Origin of the sequence: Nocardia sp. NBC_01009 (assembly GCF_045208035.1) — a bacterium.
In the GTDB taxonomy this organism is placed as follows: domain Bacteria; phylum Actinomycetota; class Actinomycetes; order Mycobacteriales; family Mycobacteriaceae; genus Nocardia.
Genome location: NZ_CP108695.1, coordinates 1,013,827 through 1,039,191, shown reverse-complemented (window position 1 = coordinate 1,039,191; position 25,365 = coordinate 1,013,827). Strand labels below are relative to the sequence as shown.

Here is a 25,365-nt window from a genome sequence, read left to right as displayed (position 1 = left end):
CCGCGTCGAGCGATCGCTGCGGCGCGCCGCCCGGGAGCCACGAAAGACGTCAGTGCCGGAATGGGTCTCAGGTCGACCTTCTCTGTAAACCTTGGCCAATTGCAGCCCAGGAAAATCATGCACCCGGACCGACATCTACAGGCGACATGACTTAGCAGCGACCCGGCCCGGGGTCGGATGATCTTCTTGGCACCGCAGATGGCGCAGATTCTCCACGTGACAGTTTGGGCGGCGGGCTAGGGAGACAGGTGAACTGAGCCCCGCGGACCCAACGTGAGACAGTGCGCCTGCGCCCGCGATAGCGGTGCGGCCCGGCGGTGCGACTCGGCGGTGCGGCCCGGCGGTGCGGCCCGGCGGTGCGGCCCGGCGGTGCGGCCCGGCGGTGCGACTCGGCGGTGCGACTCGGCGGTGCGACTCGGCGGTGCGACTCGGCGGTGCGACTCGGCGGTGCGACTCGGCGGTGCGACTCGGCGGTGCGACTCGGCGATGCGACTCGGCGATGCGACTCGGCGATGCGACTCGGCGATGCGACTCGGCGATGCGACTCGGCGATGCGACTCGGCGATGCGACCCAACGATGCGAAGTCGCTTTGCGCGACTCGAGGCCCCCTTTAGAGTGACGCGATGCTGCGATGTGGTGACGACATGGCTCGACCGGCGCCGCCCGTAAAGGCCGGCGTGGCTCGACGATGCGGTCCAACAGCGTGACCCAACGAGGTGGTCGAGCGTGATCTGCCCAGTGGTGGGCGGAAGGTCAGCCGACAGTTGAATGGCCAACGGCTGGTCCCAACGTCGTTTCCCTAGAGCCTGGCCGGGGACTGTGATCCAGGTTGGTGCGGTTCGACGGCACTACTCGACGGCACGACAATGCGGTCCAGGGCATGACACAACGAACCAACAGGGTGATGCGCGATCCAGTGCGGCCCAACGGCCAGACAGAAGGTGCGAACGACTCATCCCTACGATGTGCGCCAACAGCGGTACCCGGTGTGGTCCAGTCGGCTCGACTCAGCGATAGCCGGTGATGTGTCCACGTGGTGTGACTCAACGGCACAATGCGAGGGGGTGCAACGAGATCTGCGTCCAGCCGAGCGGCGTGACGGATCGCACGGCTGTCGTAGTGGCGGGCGGAGATGGGCGCCGCCAACGGTGTCAGCAGGATTCAGGCCCATCCGAACCGGCTGACGGCGCGTTGGTGCGTCCGATCGACTGGCGCGGAAGTTCGGATTCGGCATCACGTTTCATGTGAAACATCGGCTCGGGTGGTCGAAATCTCGACCGCGCCAGGGAGAATCGCCGCAGATTTGCGTGTCCTTTGTGCGTTGCCGCGATTCAGCTTTCTAATCACGCTCGGTGCTGGCAAGCTAGTCACCGTCGGGCGTGAGCGTTGGTGCCACGGAGGGTGTCACAGCGGCGAGAGCTCCGCTCGGTCGATCGGGCGCCGCGGTTCCGATTGAGCATCATGTTCGATCCGACACAGCTATTGATGACACGGCGCCGACGTTCGTCGGGGGTCGTCATCTGAGGTTCTCGCGTTAGGAGCTTTCTATGTCGAGCGGTGGTCCGGCGAATGTTTCACGGGAAACTACGTCGCGCGTGCCGGGATTGCTGGACTCCAGCAATCTCGATGCGGAGGCCTTCGGAAGCACACCGTTCGGGCACATCTCCGCCAGTGAGACCCCGATCGCGGCCGAAGCGCAACGCGCCAGTCAGATATTGCATCCAGGAAAGGTGACAGTGCCGAAACCGCACGAGCAGCGCATCATCACCATTGCCAATCAGAAGGGTGGCGTCGGTAAGACGACGACAGCGGTCAACCTCGCGGCCGCCCTTGCGCACCAAGGGATGACAGTTCTCGTGATCGACCTCGATCCGCAGGGCAACGCAAGCACCGCCCTCGGCGTCGAGCATCACTCGGGTGTCCCCTCGAGTTATGAACTGCTGATCGGTGAGATCTCGGTCAAGGACGCGATTCAGCAAAGCCCGCACAGTCCGCGCCTGCTCTGCATCCCGGCCACGATCGATCTTGCCGGTGCGGAGATCGAGCTGGTGTCGATGGTGGCTCGGGAGGGTCGACTCAAAGCCGCGATCCAGGAAGCCAATATCGCGGGGTACGACATCGACTACGTGATGATCGACTGCCCGCCGTCCCTCGGTCTGCTCACCGTCAATGCGATGGTCGCGGCCAAAGAGGTGCTGATCCCGATCCAGTGCGAGTACTACGCGCTGGAAGGTGTCGGTCAGCTGCTCCGCAATATCGGCTTGGTGCAGGCGCATCTCAATCCCGAATTGCACGTCTCCACCGTGGTTCTCACGATGTACGACGGCCGCACCAAGCTGGCCGACCAGGTCGCGGAGGAGGTGCGTGGACACTTCGGCGACGTGGTGCTGCGGTCGGTGATCCCGCGCAGTGTGAAGGTCTCCGAAGCACCGGGCTACGGAATGACGGTGCTCGATTATGATCCAGGCTCCCGGGGTGCGATGAGCTATCTCGATGCTGGTCGTGAGATGGCGGCGCGTGCGGTGCCCCGACGTGGGGCAGCAGGCGCGCAATGACCCGTAGCGGTCGGTTGGACTGGCGTGGTGGCGAACAGAGAAGGGATCGGTAGACCGATGACTCAGGCGAAGAAGGGTGGGCTAGGACGCGGTCTTGCCGCGTTGATCCCGACGGGGCCGGCGGCCACACCGGGTCTCGGCAGTGCCGCGGCGAATGTGGTCATCGGTCTCGATCCGATCGGCCCGCAACCGGCTTCCGCATTCCTCCATCGGGTCCCCGATCCGACCGAGGAGGAGCTCTCCTCCTCCGGCGGTGCGATCTATCGCGAGATCAGCCCTGAGCAGATCGAGCCGAATCCCAAGCAGCCGCGGCATGTCTTCGAAGAAGAGGCACTCGCCGAGCTGGTGCACTCCATTCGCGAGTTCGGTCTTATGCAACCGATCGTGGTGCGTCGGGTCGAGCCCGCGGTGGACCGGTACCAGATCGTCATGGGCGAGCGGCGCTGGCGGGCCTGCCAACAGGCCGGCTTGACGACGATTCCGGCGATCGTCCGCGAGACCGCCGACGAATCCATGCTGCGCGACGCACTGTTGGAGAACATCCATCGGGTGCAGCTCAACCCGCTCGAAGAGGCGGCGGCCTATCAGCAGTTGCTCGAAGAGTTCGATGTCACCCACGAGGAATTGGCATCGCGAATCGGCCGGTCCCGACCGGTCGTGACGAACATGATCCGTCTGCTGAAGCTGCCGATCCCTGTGCAGCGGCGGGTAGCGGCCGGCGTGTTGTCGGCGGGACATGCTCGTGCCCTGCTCGGTCTCGAGGCCGGAGCGGACGCCCAAGAGGTTCTTGCCGCGCGCATCGTCGCCGAGGGGTTGTCGGTCCGTGCCACCGAAGAAGCTGTCACACTCGCGAATCGCGATCCGGACGCCGCGGCCCCGACCGCTCCCCGACGCAAGCCGATCCACATGCCGGGTCTGCAGGACGTTGCCGAGCGGTTGTCGGAATCGTTCGATACTCGGGTCACGGTGAGTCTCGGCAAGCGCAAGGGCAAGATTGTTGTCGAGTTCGGTTCGGTCGAAGACCTCGAGCGGATTGTCGGCATGATGGAGCAACAGCAGCTCGGCGCGTGACGAAAGTGGCGAAATGGCCCCGTGTTTCCGATAAGTACGGGTCTGGCGCCGAAACGTCACAGTGACGGCGCGGAAAATAGAGGGATGCGGCGTCGGCGTGACCCTCGGTGGGACCGGCGCACTGCTCCTGACCAATAGCACAGTGACGTGGAATGAGGCGGGATCTCGTTGATCGCTTATTCTTGCTGGCGAGCAAGTACTGATGCGGCGTGAGCGTGGATGAATCGGACGGCTGGAGGCTGAGTAGAGCGGTGTCGACCAGCGTCACAGCACTTACCCTCGGCGGACTGGACAAGCTCCCCACACATGCACGGCGCTGTGTGTTCTGGGAGATCGATCCCGCTGTCGCGGAGAACTCTCGGGAGTTCAGCGATCCGGTCTTCGAGAAGGAGGCCTGGCTCTCGACGGTGATGCTGGAATGGGGTTCGTGCGGCCAGGTGGCCAACGTGAATGGCAACGTGGCGGGTTGCGCGTTGTATTCGCCACCCAGCGCTGTGCCGCGTGCCGCTCTCTTCCCCACGTCACCGGTAAGCCCGGACGCGGTCCTGCTGACCACGCTGAGCGCCGAATTCCCTTATTCGGATGCCGACATAGCCCACCGGCTCATCTCGGCCGTGGTGGCGGATCTGGTGCGCCGCGGTGTTCGAGCGCTGGAGGCCTTCGGTATTCGCACCGATCCCCCGACCAAGGCGATGTCGGATCGATCGCTCGGTTCGATGACCTTGATGGAGCGGATCGGCTCACCGGTCCGTGATTCGGGCTCGGCGACCGCGGCCACCATATGCTCGCCGGAAACGTGCATGATCGACGCGGACTTCCTCGAGGAGGTCGGCTTCGAGGTGATCGCCCCGCATCACCGGTTCCCGCGACTGCGTCTCGAGCTCGACTCCGATCACGGCTGGAAAGAAGATGTGGAGCGGGCCCTCGATCAACTGCTCGCGGCGGCGGCGCTGACGGTCCCCTTCCGGATCGGTGCGCCCTAGCCTGCCGACGGCACAGAAGACTACGCCCCCGCTGACCGAAGTCGGCGGGGGCGTAGGTGTTTTCGGAGTTCGAGTCGCACTACATGCGGTCGGCCGCAGCCAACTCCTCGGCCAGCAGTTCGGCGAAAGTGTATGTGCCCGTTGGCTGATCGTCTTGACCGAGCAGATACAGCCGTTTCACCGAAATCAGGATGGCTTCGGCGATCACGTCACGCATCCGCGGGTTGGTGAGCACCGTCGCGTCGTATTCGTTGGTGAGATAGCCGATATCGACCTGCACGGTCGGCATCTTGGTCAGCCGCAACAGATCCCATGTTCGGGCGTGAAGTCGACAGTCCTGCAACGACGTTCGTGCGACGACCTCGCGCTGAATGAAGCCGGCCAGCACCTGACCGATCATCGACACGGAGCCGTGCGAGTTACCGAAATGGAAGCTCGCCACCCCGTTCGCCGAGGGACTCGGGTTGATCGCACAGCGCAGCGAGATCATCAGATCGGCGTCGAAAGCGTTGGAGGTCTCGGCCCGTTCGGCATCGGAAGGGTTGGCGCCCCACGGCCGGGACAAGAACGTCTCCATACCGGTGGCGGCCATGCGACCCTCCAGCCGACTGGCCAGATCCCACAGGATCTCCGACTCGTAGACGTCGCCGTACTCTGTGGGGACCGCGTGGCCCTTGTCCTGACCTCCGAGACCGGGATCGATGACGATGCGCTTGCCGGTGAGCTGTGGCCCGGCCCGGTGCACCACTTCTTCCTCGGCGATGCGATGTGGATTGCCGCCGGTGACGCGCGCACCGAGCAGTTCCAGTGACCGCAGCGTGTCCGGCCCACAGATGCCATCGGCGGACAGCCCGATCTCCCGCTGGAACGCGGTCAGGCCTTCGTGGGTATGCGGGCCGAAGTAGCCGTCGACCCGATGCACGTAGAAACCGAGGTCCTGCAGCCTGCGCTGCAGGGTTGCCACATCGTCACCGTAGAGCGGTGCGGACAGTTGATAGATCAGGGTGCGGGCACCGAGGCGGTAGGACGCCTCTTTGAGGGCTCGATAGGTGGCCGGCCCGACGATGCCGTCGACCAACAGTCCGCGGTGCTGCTGAAAGGCGCGAACCGCGGAATCCAGCTGACGGTCGAAGGAGGCGTCGGTGTCCTTCCAATACTCGCGCGCATCGGCGTGATCGGTGCCGACGGCGTGAGCGTGCAGAAACCCGAGACTTGCCAGGGTGCTCCGAACCTCGGCGACGGCTGGACCGGTATCGCCGTGACGAAGTCGGTGCATGCGTGAGAGCCCTTTCCTTCCGTCAACCCGGGTACCCACTCATGCGACGGCATACACCCTCGCACGACCGGAGGTCGGTCGATTGTCTCAGACCCGGACGGGAATTCGACAATTCCCGGGTTCCAGGCATCCTAACGGCGCGCCGTTGGATAACGGCGGCCTTTGGGGACTCGATTTCGCGTCAGATGACGCCGTCGAGTTCGCGCAACAGGGCGGCTTTGCCCTTGGCTCCCACGATTTGCTTGACCGGCTTACCGCCGGAAAACAGCATCATAGTTGGGAGCGAAAGGATCTGATAATCGCGGGCGGTGCCCGGGTTGGCGTCCACATCCAACTTGGCGATGGTCAGCTTGTCCGCGTGCGCGCCCGCGATCTCCTCCAGCACTGGGGCAACCATCTTGCACGGACCGCACCAGTCGGCCCAGAAGTCCACGAGCACCGGCTTCTCGCTGAGCAGCACGTCATCGGCGAATGACGCGTCGGTGACAGTGACCGTATTGGCACTCTTGGACATGGGTTATCTCCTTGCGGTGGAAAAAGTGATGAGATCAGTTGGCGGAGACGACAACCGGGCTGCCGGCATGGTCCAGCGTGTTGGACGTGATGTCGCCCTGGTCGGCGAGCCAGCGCTCGGCGTCGATCGCCGCACGGCAGCCGGTGCCCGCGGCGGTGATCGCCTGCCGGTAGGTGTGGTCGACCAGGTCGCCCGCGGCGAAAACGCCGGGCACCTTGGTTGCCGTCGACGGGTGCAGCACCTGGACGTAGCCCTCGCCGTCGAGTTCGACCTGGCCCTTGACCAGTTCGCTGCGCGGGTCGTGGCCGATCGCCACGAACAGACCGGTAGCGGCGAGCTCCGAGGTCTCACCGGTGCGGGTGTCGCGCAGCGTCAGGCTCGTCACACTGGTGTCGCCGTTGACGGCGGCCACCTCGGCGTTGAGCACGAACTTGATCTTCTCGTTGGCCTTGGCACGCTCGAGCATGATGCGTGAGGCACGGAACTCTTCGCGGCGGTGCACGATGGTCACGCTCGCGGCGAACTTGGTCAGGAAGGTGGCCTCCTCCATCGCGGAGTCGCCACCGCCGGCCACGACGATGTCCTGGCCCTTGAAGAAGAAGCCGTCACAGGTGGCGCAGGCGCTCACACCGCGGCCGAGCAGCTTCTGCTCACCGGGCACGTTGAGGTAGCGCGCAGCCGAACCCATGGCGAGGATCACGGCGTAGGCCTGGTGCGTCTCGTCGCCGACGGTCACGGTCTTGACCGGTCCGCTCAGGTCGATCGCGTCCACGTCCTCGGTGCGGATGTCGGCGCCGAACCGCTTGGCCTGCTCGCGCATCTCTTCCATGAGGTCCGGGCCCATGATGCCGTCACGGAAGCCGGGGAAGTTCTCGACCTCGGTGGTCGTCATCAGTGCGCCGCCGAACTGGGTGCCCTCGAACAGCAGCGGCTGGAGCTCGGCGCGGGCGGCGTAGACGGCGGCCGTGTAGCCGGCGGGTCCGGAGCCGACGATGATCAAGTCGCGAACTGGCGTGCTCATGTGACCCTTCCGAGGGAGAAATCTTGGGACGTGTCGGTCAACAACAGCCTAAACGTTGTTGTTCCCGGGCCAGGGTGTGGTGGACGCCTCGACCGCGTCACCCGATGTCGGTGCGGGCGAGTTGTTGTGGATCGTCGGTGGTGCAACCGATCCCGACGACCAGTGCGGTGATCTTGTGCGGGCGGGGGCCGGTGAGCAGGATCAGCACCGAGGCCTGGCCATGGAACGTGGTGTTGGTCGAGCCGAGGATGGTGCGGTCGAGGCCGTTGGCGTGCACGCAGCGGTTCAGGGCGGCCTGGCTGCCCAGTGCGCCGGTGACGTCGTGGCGGCCGAGCGCGGCGAGCGCCGCGGTGGCATTCAGATCGTCACCGAGTTCGACATTGCCGGTGGTCGGCTGGGCGGTCGGGGCGACCTCACGGCCGCCGAACGTCGACACCGCCACGGCGGCGCAGGCCACGACCGCGGCGGCGGCCGCCGCCGCGGCGAGCCAGCGGAGTCTGCGACCGCGCCGTTCGTCCAGGGAGATCGGTGCGGCGACGCTGGGTGGTTGCGCATCCAGATCGGAAACCGCTGGGGCGTCCACGGATTCGGGAGCGGCCGCGGACGGCAGCTGGTGGATGGTCGCCACCTGCTCGGTGGGCTCCTCGTCGAAGACGAGTCCATCGACGAACTGTTCCAGCCGAGCGGCGATATCGGCAGGCATGGCATGGATGACGTGGTCGTCCTGGCCGAGGGTGCGCAGCTGCGCGCTCACCTCGTCGAGCGAGTGCAGATACCGCAGCGCGTCGGGGTCGCGTCGGACCTCGGGCCACAATTGCTCCCCCAGCTCCGGCGCGACGTTCTCGGCATGGAGATCGGCGAGGAGTTCGGTCGAGAACGGAGGCTGCGGTACGGAACGGGTCGCCATGGCACCTCCGGTTCTCTCATCTGACGTGGGATCCCACCGCCCACGCGGGGGACTGCAAGTACATCGTCTAGCGGTTCGTCACTGTTAATGACGCATCTCGGCTACTTCCGGTTCCCCGGATCCCGGAGAAATTCCAAGCGTTCTTGTAGTCGCTGCCGGGCGCGGGCACACCGGCTCTTGATCGTGCCCTCCGGAACCCCGAGCATCGCGGACGCTTCCGCCACGCTATACCCCTCCAGGTCGATCGCGACGAGCGCCGTGCGCTGGTCAGGCGGGAGCGAGAACAGCGCACGGTCGATGACGAGCGACATCTCCAGTTCGGCCATATTGTCGCGCTCATCACGCGGTTCCGGCATGTTCTCCGGCGACAGCGAGATCGCGCGCCGGGTCTTGTTGCGCCGGATCCGGTCCAGGCAGGCGTTGACCACGATCGCATGCAACCAGCTGCGCACCTCTGCCTCTGCACGGAACGACGCAGCGGTGCGGTGGGCCGAGAGCAATGCGTCCTGGAGGCAGTCGGCCGCGTCTTCACGCGTGTAGGACGTGCGCAACGCGGTCTGCCAGAGGTGGTCGTTGTGCCTGCACAGCAGTTCGGCGAAGGCATGCCGCTGGCCACGGGCATGGGCATGAAGCAGTTCGATGTCGGTCAGCTCACCGGGTATGAACGAGCGTTCGCGATACGCCACCGGTTGCGATCTCCCCCCACGGGACTCGTCGTTCAGTTCGGACAAAAAGCCAACCCCTCGGACAGCGCTCACGGTGGCAAACGGACACGGGCGACCGTTAACCGAAGATTTCGCAGCATCCAGGATCGAAACACCAGAACCCGGGAAGCTCCCCTGCTGAGAGCGCGGAATGAATCATATCGTCAGTCATGATTCGGCAGCAACCAGACTGATCGGGACGCAGAGGGCGGCAAGAAAGCCTGCGGCGCAAGGCCGGAACACCACTCAGCGGCGGCACGGTGCGGACACGTGCGGCGAGCGGCGAAGGGTAGCTAGGGCGCGGCGTCGAAACGAATCTCGGCGATCGAGGTCTGGAACTGGGCACCGGAGTTGCCGAGTCCGGTGATCCAGACGAGCACATAGCGAGCGGATTGGTCGGTGCGCACCGGAATCTCGGTGTCGCCGTCGGACAATCGCGCGGAGCCGATCAGCTGGGTCTGGTCGAGCGTCGGCGACGCGGTCGGCGACGTGCGGATTTCGACCGCGGTGCCCGGGCTCGGCGAAGTGATCGACACATTCGTCAGCTTCGCCGGGCTCGGTAGCGTGGCCATCAGCCCGATCCCCTTCTTGAGGGCCGGGAACTGCTGGAAGTACTGATCGGTCCGCCAGAGGGTGGCGGGATCGTGATCGAGCACCGCCGCCGCACTGCTGACGCCGTCGGGCGTGCCTTCCGGAGAGAAGACCGACACCCGGGTGACCGCAAGGGGAACGCCGCCTGCCGGGGTCGGATTCGACCCCGGCGTGGGTGCGGGCGCGGGTGAACTGTTCGTGGTCAGACCGATATTGCGTTGCTCGTTGAGCGGCGCTTCGGACGCGCCCGGCGCGAAGACGCTGACCATCCACCAGATCACGATGCCGACGACGAGCGCGGCCAGGATGCCGAGCCCGACCATGATCCACATCATCCGCTGCGAACGCTCCCGTTCCGCGGCGAGCAGCTCGGGATCGGCCAGCGATTCCTCGACACCGCTCGGCGGGCGCTGACCGAGCCGGAGCACCGGGATGAAGTCGGTCTTCTGATCGACCACCGACGCCTGTTCGAGCACGTGCTGCACGGTCGCGGCAGTGCGGACACCCTTGTTCGATTCCAGCGAGCGCACCGCGACCGCCGAGATCTCGAACGGCACCTCGGGCCGGATCTGCCTCGGCTCGATCGGAGTGCCGTCGGGGCCGAAATCGGCCAACCGTAGACCACCGATCGTCGCGGCGGCGCCGGTGACACCGCCGGAACGGATCGGCCAGCGTGCCGTGATCAGCGCATAGAGCATGGCGCCGAGACCGCGCACGTCCGATTGCGCGTCGGAATCGCCCAGGGTGCCCGGGAATGCGAGCACCGCGTCGCCGGATGCGCTGATCCGAATCCGATCCGGATGATCGATCGATAGCGAGCCGCCGCCCCGATGGGCGAGTTCGGCGGCCGAGGCCAGAGCACGGACCGCTCGGGCCGCGCCGATCGGCGACGGTACGGTCTCGGCCATCTCACGCAGTGAGCGGCCCGGTGTCCACTCGGCCACCACGATGCCGCCGGAGCTGCCGCGCACCACGTCGAGGACCCGCGCTAGACCGGGTGAGTTGATCCGGCCGAGCCGCAGCGTGCGCGACAGAATCGCCTGCGGGCCGTCATGACCGGAATTCTCGCTCGCCTTCTGATCGGCGTCGACGAACGTCAGCGCAACCTCTCGGTCGAGCTTGATGTCGAGGGCCTGCCAGAACTTGAGCCCGCGGGAACCGCCGTGGCCGGCCAGCAACCGGTAGCGTCCGCCGGCGACCGAGGCGCCGGGAATCAGCTTGGGTCCGCGCGGCGTTCGACGACCGCTCGGATCACCGCCCATGGGCGGCAATTGGGGCGGGATCGGAATCATGCCGGTGTCGTACATCGGATCACGTTCTGGTGCGTGGAACTTGCCTTCGCCCGGTGCCGGTCCCGAATCGCGATCAGGAGGACCGGTGTCGGCCTCCTGGTTCGCGTATGCAGGATCCGACGCATCCCCGGCGTTCGGCGGGACGTCTGTGGAGAGCCCGCCTGCCGTGGCCGCAGAAGAATCGGCGGCCGGGACGCCGCCGCCCACTGCCGCGTCGTCGCTCACCCTCGGTCCTCCTTCGCCCTGATATGTCGAGGTTCCGGCGAATTCGCCACTTGTGCTTCTCTGCCGAACAGGGTACGGGAACTCACCCTTGCTGGTGAGGTCAACAGCATCGCCTCTGATCACGGGTAGCACCATGGTCTGGGCATCCATGTACGGGTCGAATTGTGGGTAGGCATACGGATCAGGCCTGCGGAACACCTGCGTGGCGTAGATGTCCTCGACCGGGCTGTCCAGATCGAGGTCGGGGGCAGGCGGCGTGAGGCCGAGCCGCCGCGAGATCGCCACGGTGATTCCGACGATTTCCGGAATTCCGGCCAGGCGCATCAACCCGAACGCCACCGCGAACATCACGATCGCCGACACCGCGACGCGGATGAGCGAGCCGATACCGCCCGACAACCGATCCAGGCCGAGCACCTTGTCCACGATCAGCATGACCGCGCCGCCCGCGACCGAAGCCAGCACCACGCGGGTCACCGTCCGGCTGACATTGGCCATGCGCAGATCGCCGAGGCTGCGGTGCAGCAGATAGCCGCCGATCACCGCGCCCGCGGTGAAACCGAGGCCGGTGGCGACACCGAGCACGATGACGACCTCGTCGCTACTGCTCGCTACCACCGGCGCCAGCGCCGAGAACAGGATCTTTACGCCGGTGATGCCGAGGATGATCCAGGTCGGCGTCCAGGCCTGCTCCCTGGCATAGAACACGCGCAGGTGAATCAACACCAGCGAATACGGAATCAGTGCGAAGGCCGACCAACTCACCGCGTGGCCGAGGCGGGAGGCATCCTCGGCGAAGCGCGCGTAGCCGAAAAGCCCCTCGCCCACCTGTGGGCCGGCCAGCGTGAGAAAGGTGACCACCGGGATCAGGGCGATCATCGTCAGCCTGGTGGCGACCGAGAGGTCGTCCACAACAGCCGGTGTGTCGTTCGCGGCGGCGTTGCGGCTCAAGCGCGGCATGATCGCGGTGAGCAGCGTGACGCCGAGAATGCCGTAGGGCAGCTGCAGCAGCAGCCAGGCCTGCGAGTAGATCGCCGGACCCGCCTCATCGGCGTGCGAGGAGATGTTGTTGGCGAAAATCAGGCCGACCTGGCTGATCAGGACGTACAGGATGATCGCGCCGCCCATGGTGCCGAACTGCTTGAGCCTGGCGTCGACGCCCCACAGTGGCCGCAGGTCGATGCCTTCTCTGCGGATCGCGGGCAACAGACTCACGGCCTGGGTGATCACGCCGAGCGTGACGCCGCACCCGAGCACGAGCAGTTTCGGATCGCTCATCCGCACCGGGTTCAGGGTGATTTCCCCCGGCGTCAGCGCATACAGACCTAGGGCAACGAGGACTACGAGGTTGTTCAGCACCGGCGCCCACGCACCGGGTTTGAATACCTGGCGGGTGTTCAGAATCGCGGTGAAAAGCGCCGACATGCCGTAGAACAGGATCGCGGGCAGCAGCAGGAAGGTCAGCGCCGTCGTCAGCGCGGTGTTGACCTTGCCGTCGGAGGACACGAAGACATGGGTCGCCAGGATCGGTGCGGCCGCGGTAGCGAGCAGCGCGGCCGCGGCGAGCACCGTGAACGCGGCGGTCACCAGTCGCCGGACGAAGGCGGTGCCGCCGTCGGCGTCCTCCTGTTCGGCACGGACCAGCGTCGGCACCACCATGGCCGTGAGCACTGCGCCGAGCACCAGCTCGGTGATCATGTTCGGGATCAGGCTCGCGGAGGTGAACGAGCTGGCGATGGCCGGGCCGAGCACGGTGAGCAGCAGCAACTGCTTGCCGAACCCGGTGATGCGACTGACCAGCGTGGCGAACGCGATCGAACCGGAATCGCGCAGCAGGCGTGAGTTCGCGCTCTGCTTCGGTTCCTGGGCATCCGTCGCGTGGTTGCTCTGGGCCGCCATCTCGCGAGTGGTCGGGCGGTTGTCCGCCGTGATGCGCTGGGGCGGCGCAGGCGGTTGTTGCCGCTGTTGCGGTGGGTACGGCTGCGGCCGCGCCGGTGGCGGTGCGAAACGTTCCGGTGGCACCCGGTTGGGCTGGGCCGGTCCGGGACGTCCCTGGTTCGGCGGCACCGGGCGGGCCTGACTCGGCCCCGCGGGTGGCACCGCGTTACCCGGCGGCACCGGGTACTGGCGCTGACCCGGATGCGGGCGTGGCACAGGGCGCTGCGGCGGGCCCGGCTGTCGCGGTATCGGGCCGGAGGGCGGTGGCGGGCCGGGCAGTCGCGGAATTGGGGCGGAAGGCGGTGATGGAGGTGGCACCATCCGCTGGCCCGGCGGCGTGCCAGCGGGATGGCTGACCCGAGGCATCGGCCTGCCCGGGTCACCGTAAGGATCGCCGGAACTCATCTCCGGATCCTCATGGGATTGCTGCAATCGCCGTTCCCACGGCGCTGCGGGAGCGCGGCGGGCCGGTGGCCCGTCGTACCTATCGCCAGGTCGAGACCGTTGAGCGGATAAGTCATCGTCGCTCATCATGCCTCCTGTACCCGCCGGAACAGCTGCATCTCGGCGGTTCGGTGAGCAGCATTTCGACTGTTCCGCTCACCATGACTCCCCAGTTCTACCGACCGCCCGCGGCCGATCGGCCGCGCCGAAGGCGCAACGTGATTGTCCACCACTGTGCCATCGTGCACTGCGGGACAGCCAATCGATGCAGGTGAGGGCCCTTCATTCGGGTCCCTCACGGTGCCTCCTGTTGCTCCTGTTGCCGTAGTACTCGTTGCCGCGCACGCCGATACCTGTTTACCCGGCGCCGGGTTGGCGGATCGAAACCCTCGTCCGCCGGATCCGGCTGCCCGCGGAACCGACGCCACAACCGACGCCCGGCCAACAGAAACAGCAGTATTCCGGCACACGCCGTAATTATTGCCAACGCCTGACCGTAGGCGTTCGAGCGCACCGAAACCGAGGTGGGATTGCCGAGCGGGATTCCGTCAGGCGTGGTAAGGAAGATCGGAATCACCAGGTTGCGGCTGTCACTGACCTCGGTCGGGATCTGGAACGAACGAGTCCCGGTCGGCGGCAACACCTGTTCACCGATATCGGTGATTTTCGTCTCCGCGGGCGCCTCGATCCGGAACTTGATGCGGATGGCGACCGGCAGTTCGTTACGGGCAACCAGCAACAATGGGCTCTGCTCGGAGGCGAGGGTGTAGACGCCGCCCGGTGGCAGCACGGTGACCGACCGGTATAGGTTGTCCAGCGCCCGCGTGGTCTGATCGAGCCGTCGGTGCGCGAAGGTGTCCGGCTGCGTGGCATCGCCGGTGCGTCGATCGGACAGGGTCAGCACCCGCAGCAGGTCGTCACGCAGCGGGGTCAGGAATTGGCGCGGGGTCGGCTCGGCCTCCGGCAACTCGACCAGCGAGCGCATCAGCTCACTGATCCGCTGCCCTTGGTCGCGGGTGGGCAGCACGAAGCGGTCGGGTACTGCGTCATGCGCGGCTTGGGGCAGGTAGTCCAGCTCATAGGGCTGACCGTCGGGCGGTTCGGCGAGCAGCTCGTGGAACGCGCGCGGTGTGGCGAGGTTATTGCGCATCAACAGTTCCACTTGGCGTAGCAGCGCGGTGGCCTCGTCGCGGCTGGCGCCCCACTGCTGCGGCGGGACCAGCAGCAATGAACGCGGCCGATTCGGCTGCGAGTTCAGCGCGGTCCAGGAGACGGCGCCGAGCGCGTCCTGCAGCCGAGCCATCCGCGAGTCGTTGGTGACGTCGTAGCGCACCTTCGCGGGCGTGAACGACGGTGTCGGCGGATTGGAGCCGACCGCGGCGAGCGCCGTCGCGGACCAGATATCGAACGTCGCGGCGTGCAGCACCGGATCCGACGCCGGGCCTGCCGGCAGGGCCGGGTTGTTCGGGTTCGCGCCGTTGGCGGGTGGCGCGGCAGCGGTCGGCGCGGGCTCCGGCACGGTGACCTCGGTGCTGTTCGCGCCGGGCAATGCGGCAGTGACCTCGGGCACGCGGACGATGTCCGGCGCCGCGGAATCCGGAATCGTCTGGCTTGCCGAGCTCAGCGTCGAAGTCGGCTGATCGCTGGTGCTGCGCCCCGCGTCACTGGTCGTGGGCGAGGAATCATTCGAACCTGCGGAACCGACCGTGACAGCGGCGGTATCCGCCAGCACCGCGGTTGCGAAACCGTGGCTGCGCAACAACATCCCGGCGCTCGTGTCGATACTGCCGGAATCGGGCAGGCTCACGCCGCGCACCGATCGGGTGGCCAGGATCGAGTCGACGATGTCGGCAGGTGCGTCCAGCGCGCGAGCCGATAGATCAGGATCGTTCACCGCCGCCAGCGCCGTGACATCGACCTGGGCGAAGGGCAAAGCCACCGTGCACACCGACGCGGCAAGCGCACGCAACCGGTCCAGCCAGGTCTGGGCCTGCTCCGCGCCGGTGCCCGGCCTGGTCGCGCCGTCCGGATCGGATGGACTCGCCAGCACGCGATAACCATGGGTCATCGCCTGCACGGTGACGAGCAGATCCGGATCGACCGCGACACACACCGCGCTCGCCAGGGACCGATCACGGCCGATATTCGTGCCGACAGCCGACTCCAGTGCACCGAGCAACTGATCGAGGCGACCGCCCTTACCGAGCGAGGCGGCCAACTCGTCATCGGTCAGCTCCGCCTTCCCGTTGACCGAACCAGGGACCCCCGCGACCAGCCGGGGGCGGTCGGCCAGTGGCCACAGCAGCGTCGTCGCCACCGGCGCATCCGTCGCGGCAGCCACCGCCTGTGCCCCAGCGCTGCCCGATTCGGCATCTGTCGTCGGCGGAACACCGAGCACCGGCAGCAAGAAACGGGCGTCGTCGAGCCGGGCCTGACTGCCGTAGGCCGGTTCACCGTTCACATTCAGCAACAACGGATACACACCGGGCGCGGTGATATCCAGCGATGATGTCGAATCACGCCCGCCGGGTCGCAGCGCGATACTCAACGTGAATTGCTTGCGCTGCCCCGGGCTCAACCGCTCGGCCACATCCTCGAACGGGCCGGTTACGTCGTAATTGACCTGATCGAGGCGCAGCGTGGAGCGCAACACGCTCGGCGATGTCACCGCGGCGGCGCGCTGAATGCGGACGATGACATTGTCGACAACCCGGTCACCGATATTGGTGATGGTGCCCGACACCGTCAGCAGTGGATCGCTGACCGTAGTCACCGCGGTCGGAGTCACCGAATCCAGTGACAGCTTCAAGAATTTCGGTGCCGACGAACCGCTCGACCCGGTCGGTTGTGCCGCCGCATGCTGTGCGAGCAACATCGGCATCACCGTCGCCGAACTGAGAATGGTCAGGACCGCCACGATGATCCGGAACAGTCCACGCGTCATCGCTTGCCGGTCTCCATCCGGTCGATCATCCGATTCGCCACCTCGGCAAGACGCCGTTCGTCGGCGTACGCCAATCGAGAATCCAACTCGCTCAACGGAACCCACGCCACCTGGGTGACCTCCACATCGGCGTCGGAAAGTTCGCCACCGACCGAACGCAGCAGATAATGATGCACGGTCTTGTGTACCCGCCGACCCTCCGTGACGAACCAATAATCGATGCTGCCCAGTTCGGCGACCACTATTCCGTTGATTCCGGTCTCCTCGGCCACCTCACGGATCGCCGTCTGCTCAGAGGTCTCGCCCTCTTCGATATGTCCCTTGGGCAGCGACCACAGCAGCCTGCCGCGGCGATCGGTGCGCCCGATCAGTGCCGCGCTCCGTTTTTCCCGCGGACCATCCAACCCATCGACGACCAGCCCGCCCGCCGAGGTTTCCCGGACCGTACGCATGCGAGGTTTCGCCGCGTTGGCGGCCGAACCGCGGCGCCGAGGCTGGCGGCGTCGACTGTTCGCACGATCGGCCGGAGACACCCAGCAATCCTACTGTGTTGTCTTTGCAGCGCCTGCGGCGCTGCGTATTCGCGACCCCCTTAGGCTCGCGTCCGAGCGGCCGAGACTCGCGCCTGCGGCGCATGCGCTTCGGCCGCTCGGACGCGAGCCGGGCCGCGAACTCTAGTGCTCGATCTCGCTGCGCTCGAAAGGCGTCATAGTGCCGAGTGGCGGCGTTGGTAGCTGAGCTTGCGACTGTGGTGGCTGCGTTACGGCTGTTGCGGAGGTGGGACCGGCCGCGAACTCTACTGCTCGGTCTCGCTGTGCTCGGAAGGTGTCATCGTGCCGAGTGGGTGCGTCGGTAGGGATGGTCGCGACCTTGTTGGATACACGTCGGCTTGTGTGCAGTGGCCTTGAGTCTTCTTCGCTGGAGGACTCGCTGCCGGGTGGGTGAACGGTGGTGCTGCTCGTGATCTGCTGAAAGCGGTGACGTCTCCGTCGGGGTTGCCGTGCAAGTCGGCGGGAGATGGCGGTGGACTCGCCGGAAGGCGCTCTTCGCGGTGGGGGGCAGACGTTCGACCTGAACTGGCGGCGTGGGCGGGATCCGGGGTCGGCTATGCGGGAGGCCTTATATATCTGGGGGTGCTGCGTGGGTTGCGCTGGAATATCGGTTGGTGGGGCTCGGTAAGCTGCTGATTCGTGGTTTCGCCCCAGTCTGAGGATGTAGCAGCGCAGGATCGACGTACCCGATTGCTGGCTGCGGCCGCGGTCACGCTCGGCAGGTTGTCCGATGTGCTGACGCCACTCGGTGAATTGTTCGCGGCGCGCGGATTCGAGCTGTACCTGGTCGGGGGCAGTGTGCGGGATGCGGTGCTCGGACGATTGGGGACGGATCTGGATTTCACCACCGATGCGCGGCCGGAGCAGGTGCAGGAGATGCTGCGTGGCTGGGCCGATAATCTGTGGGACACCGGGGGGCTTGCGTTCGGGACGGTGAGCGCGTCCAAGGCCGATCAGCAGCTGGAGATCACTACTTTCCGCAGCGACTCCTACGATCGGGTCTCCCGCAATCCCGAGGTGACCTTCGGTGACTCGCTCGCGGGCGACCTGGTGCGCCGGGACTTCACGGTCAACGCGATGGCGGTGCGGATCGGTGCGGACGGTGCGATGGAGTTCGTCGATCCACTCGGTGGGATGGACGCGCTGCTCGAAGGAATGCTGGATACCCCTGCGGCACCGGAGGATTCGTTCCACGACGACCCGCTGCGCATGCTGCGCGCGGCCCGTTTCGTCGCGCAGCTCGGCTTCGAGCTGCATCCGAGGGTCCGGACCGCGATCACCGCGATGGTCGCCGAGATCGATCGGATCACCGCGGAGCGGGTGCGTACCGAGCTCGACAAACTGATCGGCGCGGCGCACCCGATCGATGGCATCAACATCATGTGCGAGACCGGGTTGGCCCAGCGGGTGCTGCCGGAGGTGCCGGAGATGAAACTCGAGATCGACGAGCATCACCAGCACAAGGACGTGTACTGGCATTCGCTCACCGTGCTGGAACAGGCCATCGATCAGGAAGCGGGCGATCCCGATCTGGTGCTGCGCTGGGCCGCGCTGCTGCACGACATCGGTAAGCCGGACACCAAGCGCAACGAGCCGGGTGGTGGCGTCAGCTTCCACCACCACGAGGTGGTCGGCGCGAAGATGGTGCGCAAGCGGATGCGAGCGCTGAAGTACCCCAAGCAGTTCACCGAGGACGTGGCCCGGCTGGTGTTCCTGCACTTGCGTTTCCATGGTTACGGCAAGGGGCAGTGGACCGATTCGGCGGTGCGCCGGTATGTCACCGACGCGGGCGATCTGCTGCCGCGGCTGCACAAATTGGTCCGAGCCGACTGCACCACCCGCAACAAGCGCAGGGCCGCGGCATTGCGCGCCACCTACGACGAGCTGGAAGCGCGGATCGCCAAGCTGCAGGAGCAGGAGGATCTGGATCGGGTCCGGCCCGATCTGGATGGCAACGCCATCATGGAACTGCTCGGCCTGTCCGCGGGTCCGGAGGTCGGAAAGGCCTGGCGTTTCTTGAAAGAGCTGCGGCTGGATCGTGGACCGCTCACTCGCGACGAGGCCGAGGCCGCGCTGCTGGAATGGTGGCAGACGCAGGGCTGACTCGGCTGGTCAGAAGACGATCAGCGTGGTTCCGGTGACGATGGCCGAGCGAATCTGTGCCAGATCGAACGACCCGGTTATCTGCGGTAGCTCGATCCGGAACCGGACCAGGTCGCCCTCGCGGCTCGCGTGCACGATGCGCGCATCGTTCGGCAGGCCTGCGAGTCGTAACTCGGGTGCGGTCAGCATCTTGCGCGGCACCCGAATGCCGAGCCAGTTCGCCCGGCGGATCTCGACCGTCAACAGGTTGTCGCGCACCTCGGCGTCCACCACCGCGGTGATCAGCCTGCGTCGATGTACGGCCTTGATCAGCCCGCTCGCATCGACCTGCAACTCCCAGTCGAGCGGCAGCGTGTTGAGCCACCCGACCAGTGCTTCGGTGGTGACGGTGCCGTCGAGGTCGAGCTGCTGGGTTCGCACCCTGGTCGGCACGCCGGGAATCAGGCGGACGCCGTGCGCGATCACGGTCACCGACTCGATCGGGTGATCGTCCCAGCGCATCTGTGACAACACGGTCTTGGTCTGGAAGTGTGCACCGCGGCGCCGGACCTTGAGCACCTGCAGGGTGGCGTTCAGGTCGTGTCCGAGCAATGTCGCGGTGACCCCTTGGCCACCGAACCTGCTGAGAATGCCCTCGCTGAGCACGGTCATCAACACATCCGGCATCAGCGCCGTGACCGCGCCCGCGCTCAAGTCGGCCACCGGGTCCACCCATGCGGTGGTGAAGGAGACCCACTGCTCGAGCAGGGACTGGTCGAACAGGCGCTTGCCGAGATCGACGGCCCGCATCGGTGACCATGACGTCGGATCGAAGTACATGGCCATGATTGCTCCGAGCGTACTTGTCATCGGGGGAACACGCCTATCGCCACGTGTCCCACGCCACGTTCCGTTCGCGGCGGGCGGTAGCGCGTTCAGCCCCCGTATCCACCACCGCCGGGTGTCTCCACGACCAGGACATCGCCGGGTTCCAGTTGTGCCGAGTCGGCGCCGCGCAGCTGTATCACCGAACCATCCGCGCGTTCGACCCGATTGACACCCAACGCCCCTGGCGCGCCGCCTGCCATGCCGTACGGCGGGATCCGTCGGTGACTCGACAAGGTGGAGACGGTTACCGGTTCGGTGAACCGCAGGCGGCGCACGGCGCCGTCACCGCCGTGCCAACGGCCCGATCCCCCGCTGCCCGCGCGCACCGAAAACTCCTCCAGCAGCACCGGGAGTCGCGATTCCAGAACCTCGGGATCGGTGAGTCGAGAGTTGGTCATGTGAGTCTGGACCACGCTCGCGCCGTCGAAGCCGTTGCCCGCACCGGAACCGGAACCGATGGTCTCGTAGTACTGGGAGCGGTCGTTGCCGAAGGTGACGTTGTTCATCGTGCCCGACCCTTCGGCCTGCACGCGGAGCGCCGCATACAGTGCGCCGGTAATCGCCTGTGAGGTCTCGACATTGCCCGCGACGACCGCGGCGGGCGGTTCGGGAGCGAGCATGGATCCGGGCGGCACGATGATCCGCAGCGGCCGCAGGCAGCCGTCGTTGAGCGGAATATCGTCGTCGACCAGCGTGCGGAAGACGTACAGGACCACCGCATTGGCCACCGCGTACGGTGCGTTGAAGTTCCCGGGCAGCTGAGCCGAAGTACCGGTGAAATCGACAGTGGCGCTGCGGCTTTCCTGATCTACCGTGACCCGCACGTGAATGGTGGCACCCAGGTCGGTCTCATAGACATACTCGCCGTTGTCGAGCGCGTCGATCACCCGGCGCACCGATTCCTCGGCGTTGTCCTGGACGTGGCGCATATAGGCCTCCACGACGTCGAGCCCGAAATGCTCGATCATCTTCCCGACTTCCTCGACGCCCTTTGCATTCGCCGCGATCTGCGCGCGCAGGTCGGCGAGGTTGGTGGCCGGGTTTCGGGACGGGTACGGTGACTCGGTCAGCAGCCGGTGGGTCTGCTCCTCACGGAACCGTCCGTTCTCGACGAGCAGCCAATTGTCGAAGACGATGCCCTCTTCCTCGATGCGGCGGCTGTTCGCAGGCATGGAGCCGGGGGCGATGCCACCGATCTCCGCGTGATGACCGCGGGAGGCGACGTAGAAGAGGATCTGCCCACCCGCCTCATCGAAGACGGGGGTGATCACCGTGATGTCGGGCAGGTGGGTGCCACCGTGGTAAGGATCGTTGACCGCGTAGGTGTCCCCGGGACGCATGCTCTCGCGGTCCTGATCTCCGTCTCGCTTCGCTCCGGCCCGCCTGCGCCGAATAACCTCCTTGACGCTCGTTCCCATCGAGCCGAGATGGACCGGAATGTGCGGAGCGTTGGCGACCAGATTGCCATCGGGGTCGAACAGCGCGCACGAGAAGTCCAGGCGTTCTTTGATATTCACCGATTGGGAGGTCGACTCCAGCCGCGCGCCCATCTGTTCGGCGATGGACATGAACAGGTTGTTGAAGACCTCCAGCAGCACCGGATCCGCCTCGGTGCCCGCCAGCGGCTCCGCAACTACGGCCACGCGCTCCATGATCAGGTGTCCGATGTCGTTCACGGTGGCCTGCCAACCGTCGTCGACCACGGTGGTGGAGTTGGCCTCGGTGATCACGGCGGGCCCGATCACGTTCTCTCCGGGCGCCAATTCCGCACGCCGATAGAGGAATACGTCCCGCCAGGCGCCTCCTGTGTGCAGGCTGACGCGCTCCGGTCCGGTCGCACTTGTCGGGGGCTGCGCCAGATCTGACAGCTCGGGTGGCTCGGTGAGCCCGATCGCTTCGACGGAGAGGGCTTCGACAATGATCGGGCGTTCGAGCGTAAATGAGTACGTGGCACGGTGACGCGCCTCGAAATCCGCTGCCATCGTTGCCGGTTCGGTGAGCGTCACGGTCAGCGCGGTATCGGTGCCGTCGTAGCGCAGCTGGGCGCGGCGGATCCCACGGACTCGCTGCTCGGGCACGTCCTCGGCCAGCAGTTCGGCGCGGGCGGCGGTCTCGAGCGCGTCGGCGATATCGGTGACGCGCGACATCGACTCGGGCCGCAACGGTAGCTCCACGGACTGCTCGCGCATGGAGGTCGTGTCGGCGAGTCCGATGCCGAGGGCCGAGAGCACACCGGCCATCGGCGGAACGAGAACGGTGCGGATACCGAGGGAATCGGCTACTGCACAGGCGAGTTGGCCACCCGCACCGCCGAACGTGGTCAGCGCATAGCGGGTGATATCGTGGCCCTTCTGCACCGAGATCCGCTTCACAGCGGCCGTAATATTGGCGACGGCGATTTGCAGATAGCCCTCGGCGACCTGCTCCGGAGTGCGGTCGTCACCAGTGCTCTTGCCGATCTCGGCGGCCAGCTCCGCGAACCGAGTGCGCACCAGCTCGTCGTCCAGCAGCTCGTCGCCGTCCGGGCCGAAAACCGGTGGGAAGTGAGCGGATTGGATACGCCCGAGCATCACGTTGGCGTCGGTGACGGTTAGCGGTCCGCCACCGCGGTAGCAGGCAGGTCCTGGCACGGCGCCCGCGGAGTCGGGGCCGACGCGATAGCGGCTGCCGTCGAAATGCAGGATCGAGCCGCCGCCCGCCGCGACGGTGTGGATGTCCAGCATCGGGGCGCGCAACCGCACCCCGGCGATCTGCGTCGTGAACACCCGTTCGTACTCGCCGGCGAAATGCGAGACGTCGGTGGAGGTTCCGCCCATGTCGAAGCCGATGACCCGGTCGAATCCCGCGAGCTGAGACATTCGCACCATCCCGACGATGCCGCCGGCTGGCCCGGACAGGATGGCGTCCTTGCCGCGGAACCGACCTGCTTCGGTGAGTCCTCCGTTGGACTGCATGAACATCAGCCGCACGCCCGTGAGCTGGTCGGCGACCTGCTGGACGTAGCGGCGCAGCACCGGCGAAAGGTATGCGTCCACCACGGCGGTGTCCCCGCGCGGAACCAGCTTCATCAGCGGGCTCACCTCGCTGGACAAGGAGATCTGCGTGAATCCGATCTCGCTCGCGACCCGGCCGATCGCCTGTTCGTGCGCGGGATACAGGTGACTGTGCATGCATGCAACGGCAACGGCCGGAATGCCGTCGTCGTAGGCCTGCTTCAGTTCGACGGCGAGCGCGGCGGTGTTCGGCGGCGTCAGCACCGTGCCGTCGGCGGCGATCCGTTCGTCCACCTCGATTACCCGCTCGTACAGCAGCTCGGGCAGCACGATCTCGCGGGCGAAGATCTGCGGGCGGTTCTGATAGGCGATGCGCAGGGCGTCACGGAAGCCTCGGGTGATCACCAGGACTGTTCGTTCACCTTTGCGCTCCAGCAGGGCATTGGTGGCGACCGTGGTACCCATTCGAACGGCCTCGATCCGAGCCGCCGCGGGTTCGGCGCCCGCATCGGTCGCGAGAATTTCACGGATGCCCGCCACCGCGGAGTCGGTGTAGCGCGCTGGGTTCTCCGATAAGAGCTTGCGCGTGATGAGCCGGCCGTCGGGCCGCCGCGCCACCACATCGGTGAAGGTGCCGCCCCGGTCGATCCAGAACTGCCAGCCCAGCTCCGCTGGGCCGGAGGTCGGGGCGGCGTCCGTCACCGGGATCTCCCGTTCTGAGTACCGATCACCTCGCGCACGATACCGAACGGGTCCCGGTACATCATCGATCGCGGCGTTGCGTCAGCCCGGCGGATTCAGTCGGGCATGCATGAGATACACGTTGTAGCTGTCCCACGCCGAAATCGTGAAGTAGAGATCCTTGTCCGTCGACCACGGATGGATGAAGCCGCCATAGGACTTCGGATAGTCGGAGGTCGAGACGAGCGGCACCGCATCGGTCCAGGCGCCCTGGGCTGCGGCGGCCGTACGCATCACGATGGCGCCACGCGCCGAATCCAGATACACCATCTGCCACTGCTGCGATGCCTGATCGAAGCGCGCTGACAACTCGCTGGCCATGCCGAGAAACAATGGGGTGGCCTGGTTTTCGGCGGCAGGCGCCCACGTTCCGCCGACCCAGTATTGGTAGGCTGACTTGTTCAACACCTCGGCCTTGCGCACCCTGGCCAACCCGATCATGCCGATGCGACCGTTGGGGGTGCCGAACATGTAGACGTAATCACCCTGCACAGCCATTGCCGCCACCTGGAAGCGGCCGATGCCGAAGAGGTTGTCCCACTTGGCATGCTGATCCTTGGTCCAGGTGCGCCCGTTGTCATCGGAGTAGGCGAGGCCGCCGTAGTTGGTCCACCACAGTCCGGGGATCCGGCTCCACCGGTTCACCGACATGTAGCTCAGGTACTGGCGATCACCAATCGCAAACCCGGAGGTCGGGATGGTTGTCGTCTCCCAGTTCTTGATCTTGCGGCTGCCCAGCAATTCGACGGCGTGGCAGCGGCTGTCCTGGACCATCGTGTCGATGGTCAGGCCATCGGACAGATCGCGATCGGTGCTGTAGCCGAGCACGTTGCTACGCCAATCCTGGTCTTCACCACCCATGCCACCACCGCCCCAGCCGGTGCCGAAGGTGTCGCCGAACACCACGGCGACCTCCCCCGGCTTCGTCTCCCACATCAGACCGAGATCGGTGCCGTCGACCTGCCAGCGCATGTCGGTCCGGTTCTCCGAACCGTGTCCGGTCAGCTGCCCGACCAGCCGCACCGAGTCCACTCGAGGCGCGGCGACCGCTGGGGCGAGCGCGCCGCGTTCGGCCGGATGCATCACCGGCGGTGGCGCGGGTTGCGCAGGCGCGCCCTCGGGTCCGGGTACGGCGATCGGAATGGGCTCGATCTCGGGCTTGATCTCGATGCGCGGCAATGTGATCGGCCCGCCCGACCCGGAGCCACTACCTGAGCCCGAGGCGGAACTCGAGCCGCTCTGCGGAACAGCGCTGGGGACTGGGTCCGGGTCGGTGCTGCTCTCCTGCGGTCTGGGCGAGTCGCGAATGTCCGGGCACGGATTGCCGCACGGGTCCGCCGGCAGCGGCTCGGGATCGATGCGGGTATTGTCCTGCGGCGGATCGGGCACCGGGACCGGCGTGAACTGCGGAATCGGAATCGGGATATCGATCTGCGGCGGCAAGGGCGGCGGCGGTGGTGCGTTCGGGTCCGGCTCTCGGGCGAGTGGGTCGAAGCCGGTCTCGCCACAGCTGTTCACCGGCGCCGGCGCCCATGGGTGCGGCGCTGCCTGCGCGGGTGCGGGCACCGCGACCAGTCCCGCGAGGAGCACGCCGAACAGTGCGGGGGCACCGGAAGAAGTGACGCCGATTCGGGATGTCACGTC

15 protein-coding genes are annotated in these 25,365 nt (G+C 66.3%); 4 read left to right on the top strand and 11 right to left on the bottom strand.

Features of this window, described 5'->3' with window-relative positions:
* Positions 1–1,548: 1,548 nt before the first annotated feature.
* The 3 genes from OHA42_RS04705 to OHA42_RS04695 all read left to right on the top strand — a co-directional run bounded on the left by OHA42_RS04705 (position 1,549) and on the right by OHA42_RS04695 (position 4,610).
* Positions 1,549–2,556 carry a ParA family protein gene (locus OHA42_RS04705; protein ID WP_406234849.1) on the top strand — a complete coding sequence of 336 codons (1,008 nt, stop codon included), beginning with the start codon at positions 1,549–1,551 and terminating at the stop codon, positions 2,554–2,556.
* A gap of 57 nt (positions 2,557–2,613) precedes the next feature.
* On the top strand, positions 2,614–3,627 hold the full coding sequence (locus OHA42_RS04700; RefSeq protein ID WP_406234847.1) for a ParB/RepB/Spo0J family partition protein: 1,014 nt from the start codon (positions 2,614–2,616) through the stop codon (positions 3,625–3,627).
* Positions 3,628–3,878: 251 nt separating this feature from the next.
* On the top strand, positions 3,879–4,610 hold the full coding sequence (locus tag OHA42_RS04695) for a GNAT family N-acetyltransferase (RefSeq protein WP_406239095.1): 732 nt from the start codon (positions 3,879–3,881) through the stop codon (positions 4,608–4,610).
* 79 nt (positions 4,611–4,689) lie between these two features.
* On the opposite strand, the gene OHA42_RS04690 is transcribed toward OHA42_RS04695, so the two are convergent.
* The 8 genes from OHA42_RS04690 to OHA42_RS04655 form a co-directional block, all read right to left on the bottom strand.
* On the bottom strand, positions 4,690–5,886 hold the full coding sequence (locus tag OHA42_RS04690) for an N-acetylmuramoyl-L-alanine amidase (RefSeq protein ID WP_406234845.1): 1,197 nt from the start codon (positions 5,884–5,886) through the stop codon (positions 4,690–4,692).
* A gap of 181 nt (positions 5,887–6,067) precedes the next feature.
* On the bottom strand, positions 6,068–6,400 hold the full coding sequence (gene trxA, locus OHA42_RS04685; RefSeq protein ID WP_328407721.1) for a thioredoxin: 333 nt from the start codon (positions 6,398–6,400) through the stop codon (positions 6,068–6,070).
* 34 nt (positions 6,401–6,434) lie between these two features.
* The gene (gene trxB / locus OHA42_RS04680; RefSeq protein WP_406234844.1) at positions 6,435–7,421 is read right to left on the bottom strand and encodes a thioredoxin-disulfide reductase; all 987 of its coding nucleotides are present in this window, start codon (positions 7,419–7,421) and stop codon (positions 6,435–6,437) included.
* 97 nt (positions 7,422–7,518) lie between these two features.
* Complete coding sequence (locus tag OHA42_RS04675) at positions 7,519–8,328, bottom strand: hypothetical protein (RefSeq protein WP_406234842.1); 810 nt, start codon at positions 8,326–8,328, stop codon at positions 7,519–7,521.
* A 101-nt stretch (positions 8,329–8,429) separates the two neighbouring features.
* Positions 8,430–9,014 carry an RNA polymerase sigma factor SigM gene (gene sigM / locus OHA42_RS04670; RefSeq protein WP_406234840.1) on the bottom strand — a complete coding sequence of 195 codons (585 nt, stop codon included), beginning with the start codon at positions 9,012–9,014 and terminating at the stop codon, positions 8,430–8,432.
* 311 nt (positions 9,015–9,325) lie between these two features.
* Positions 9,326–13,039 carry a murein biosynthesis integral membrane protein MurJ gene (locus OHA42_RS04665; RefSeq protein ID WP_406239094.1) on the bottom strand — a complete coding sequence of 1,238 codons (3,714 nt, stop codon included), beginning with the start codon at positions 13,037–13,039 and terminating at the stop codon, positions 9,326–9,328.
* Between the two features lie 778 nt (positions 13,040–13,817).
* The gene (locus OHA42_RS04660) at positions 13,818–16,466 is read right to left on the bottom strand and encodes a hypothetical protein (protein WP_406234839.1); all 2,649 of its coding nucleotides are present in this window, start codon (positions 16,464–16,466) and stop codon (positions 13,818–13,820) included.
* Entirely contained in the window at positions 16,463–16,999 is a 537-nt protein-coding gene (locus tag OHA42_RS04655; RefSeq protein WP_328407709.1) for an NUDIX hydrolase, read from the bottom strand. Before OHA42_RS04655 ends, OHA42_RS04660 begins: the two co-directional genes overlap by 4 nt.
* A 657-nt stretch (positions 17,000–17,656) precedes the next feature.
* Here OHA42_RS04655 and OHA42_RS04650 point away from each other — a divergent pair.
* On the top strand, positions 17,657–19,120 hold the full coding sequence (locus tag OHA42_RS04650) for a CCA tRNA nucleotidyltransferase (protein WP_406234836.1): 1,464 nt from the start codon (positions 17,657–17,659) through the stop codon (positions 19,118–19,120).
* A gap of 9 nt (positions 19,121–19,129) precedes the next feature.
* On the opposite strand, the gene OHA42_RS04645 is transcribed toward OHA42_RS04650, so the two are convergent.
* From OHA42_RS04645 to OHA42_RS04635, 3 genes are all read right to left on the bottom strand, one after another.
* Positions 19,130–19,969: a hypothetical protein gene (locus tag OHA42_RS04645; protein ID WP_406234835.1), complete on the bottom strand. Its 840-nt coding sequence runs from the start codon at positions 19,967–19,969 to the stop codon at positions 19,130–19,132.
* Between the two features lie 65 nt (positions 19,970–20,034).
* Positions 20,035–23,646, bottom strand: a complete 3,612-nt coding sequence (locus tag OHA42_RS04640; protein WP_406239092.1) for a hydantoinase B/oxoprolinase family protein — start codon at positions 23,644–23,646, stop codon at positions 20,035–20,037.
* A 117-nt stretch (positions 23,647–23,763) separates the two neighbouring features.
* Complete coding sequence (locus OHA42_RS04635; protein ID WP_406234834.1) at positions 23,764–25,362, bottom strand: DUF4185 domain-containing protein; 1,599 nt, start codon at positions 25,360–25,362, stop codon at positions 23,764–23,766.
* Positions 25,363–25,365 lie beyond the last annotated feature (3 nt).

Bases quoted from the DNA above. Each gene is read 5' to 3' on its own strand.
- OHA42_RS04700 (WP_406234847.1), top strand. From the start codon at position 2,614: ATGACTCAGGCGAAGAAGGGTGGGCTAGGACGCGGTCTTGCCGCGTTG.
- OHA42_RS04690 (WP_406234845.1), bottom strand. From the start codon at position 5,886: ATGCACCGACTTCGTCACGGCGATACCGGTCCAGCCGTCGCCGAGGTT.
- trxB (WP_406234844.1), bottom strand. From the start codon at position 7,421: ATGAGCACGCCAGTTCGCGACTTGATCATCGTCGGCTCCGGACCCGCC.
- OHA42_RS04665 (WP_406239094.1), bottom strand. From the start codon at position 13,039: ATGGCGGCCCAGAGCAACCACGCGACGGATGCCCAGGAACCGAAGCAG.
- OHA42_RS04675 (WP_406234842.1), bottom strand. From the start codon at position 8,328: ATGGCGACCCGTTCCGTACCGCAGCCTCCGTTCTCGACCGAACTCCTC.
- OHA42_RS04660 (WP_406234839.1), bottom strand. From the start codon at position 16,466: ATGACGCGTGGACTGTTCCGGATCATCGTGGCGGTCCTGACCATTCTC.
- OHA42_RS04645 (WP_406234835.1), bottom strand. From the start codon at position 19,969: ATGACAAGTACGCTCGGAGCAATCATGGCCATGTACTTCGATCCGACG.
- trxA (WP_328407721.1), bottom strand. From the start codon at position 6,400: ATGTCCAAGAGTGCCAATACGGTCACTGTCACCGACGCGTCATTCGCC.
- OHA42_RS04705 (WP_406234849.1), top strand. From the start codon at position 1,549: ATGTCGAGCGGTGGTCCGGCGAATGTTTCACGGGAAACTACGTCGCGC.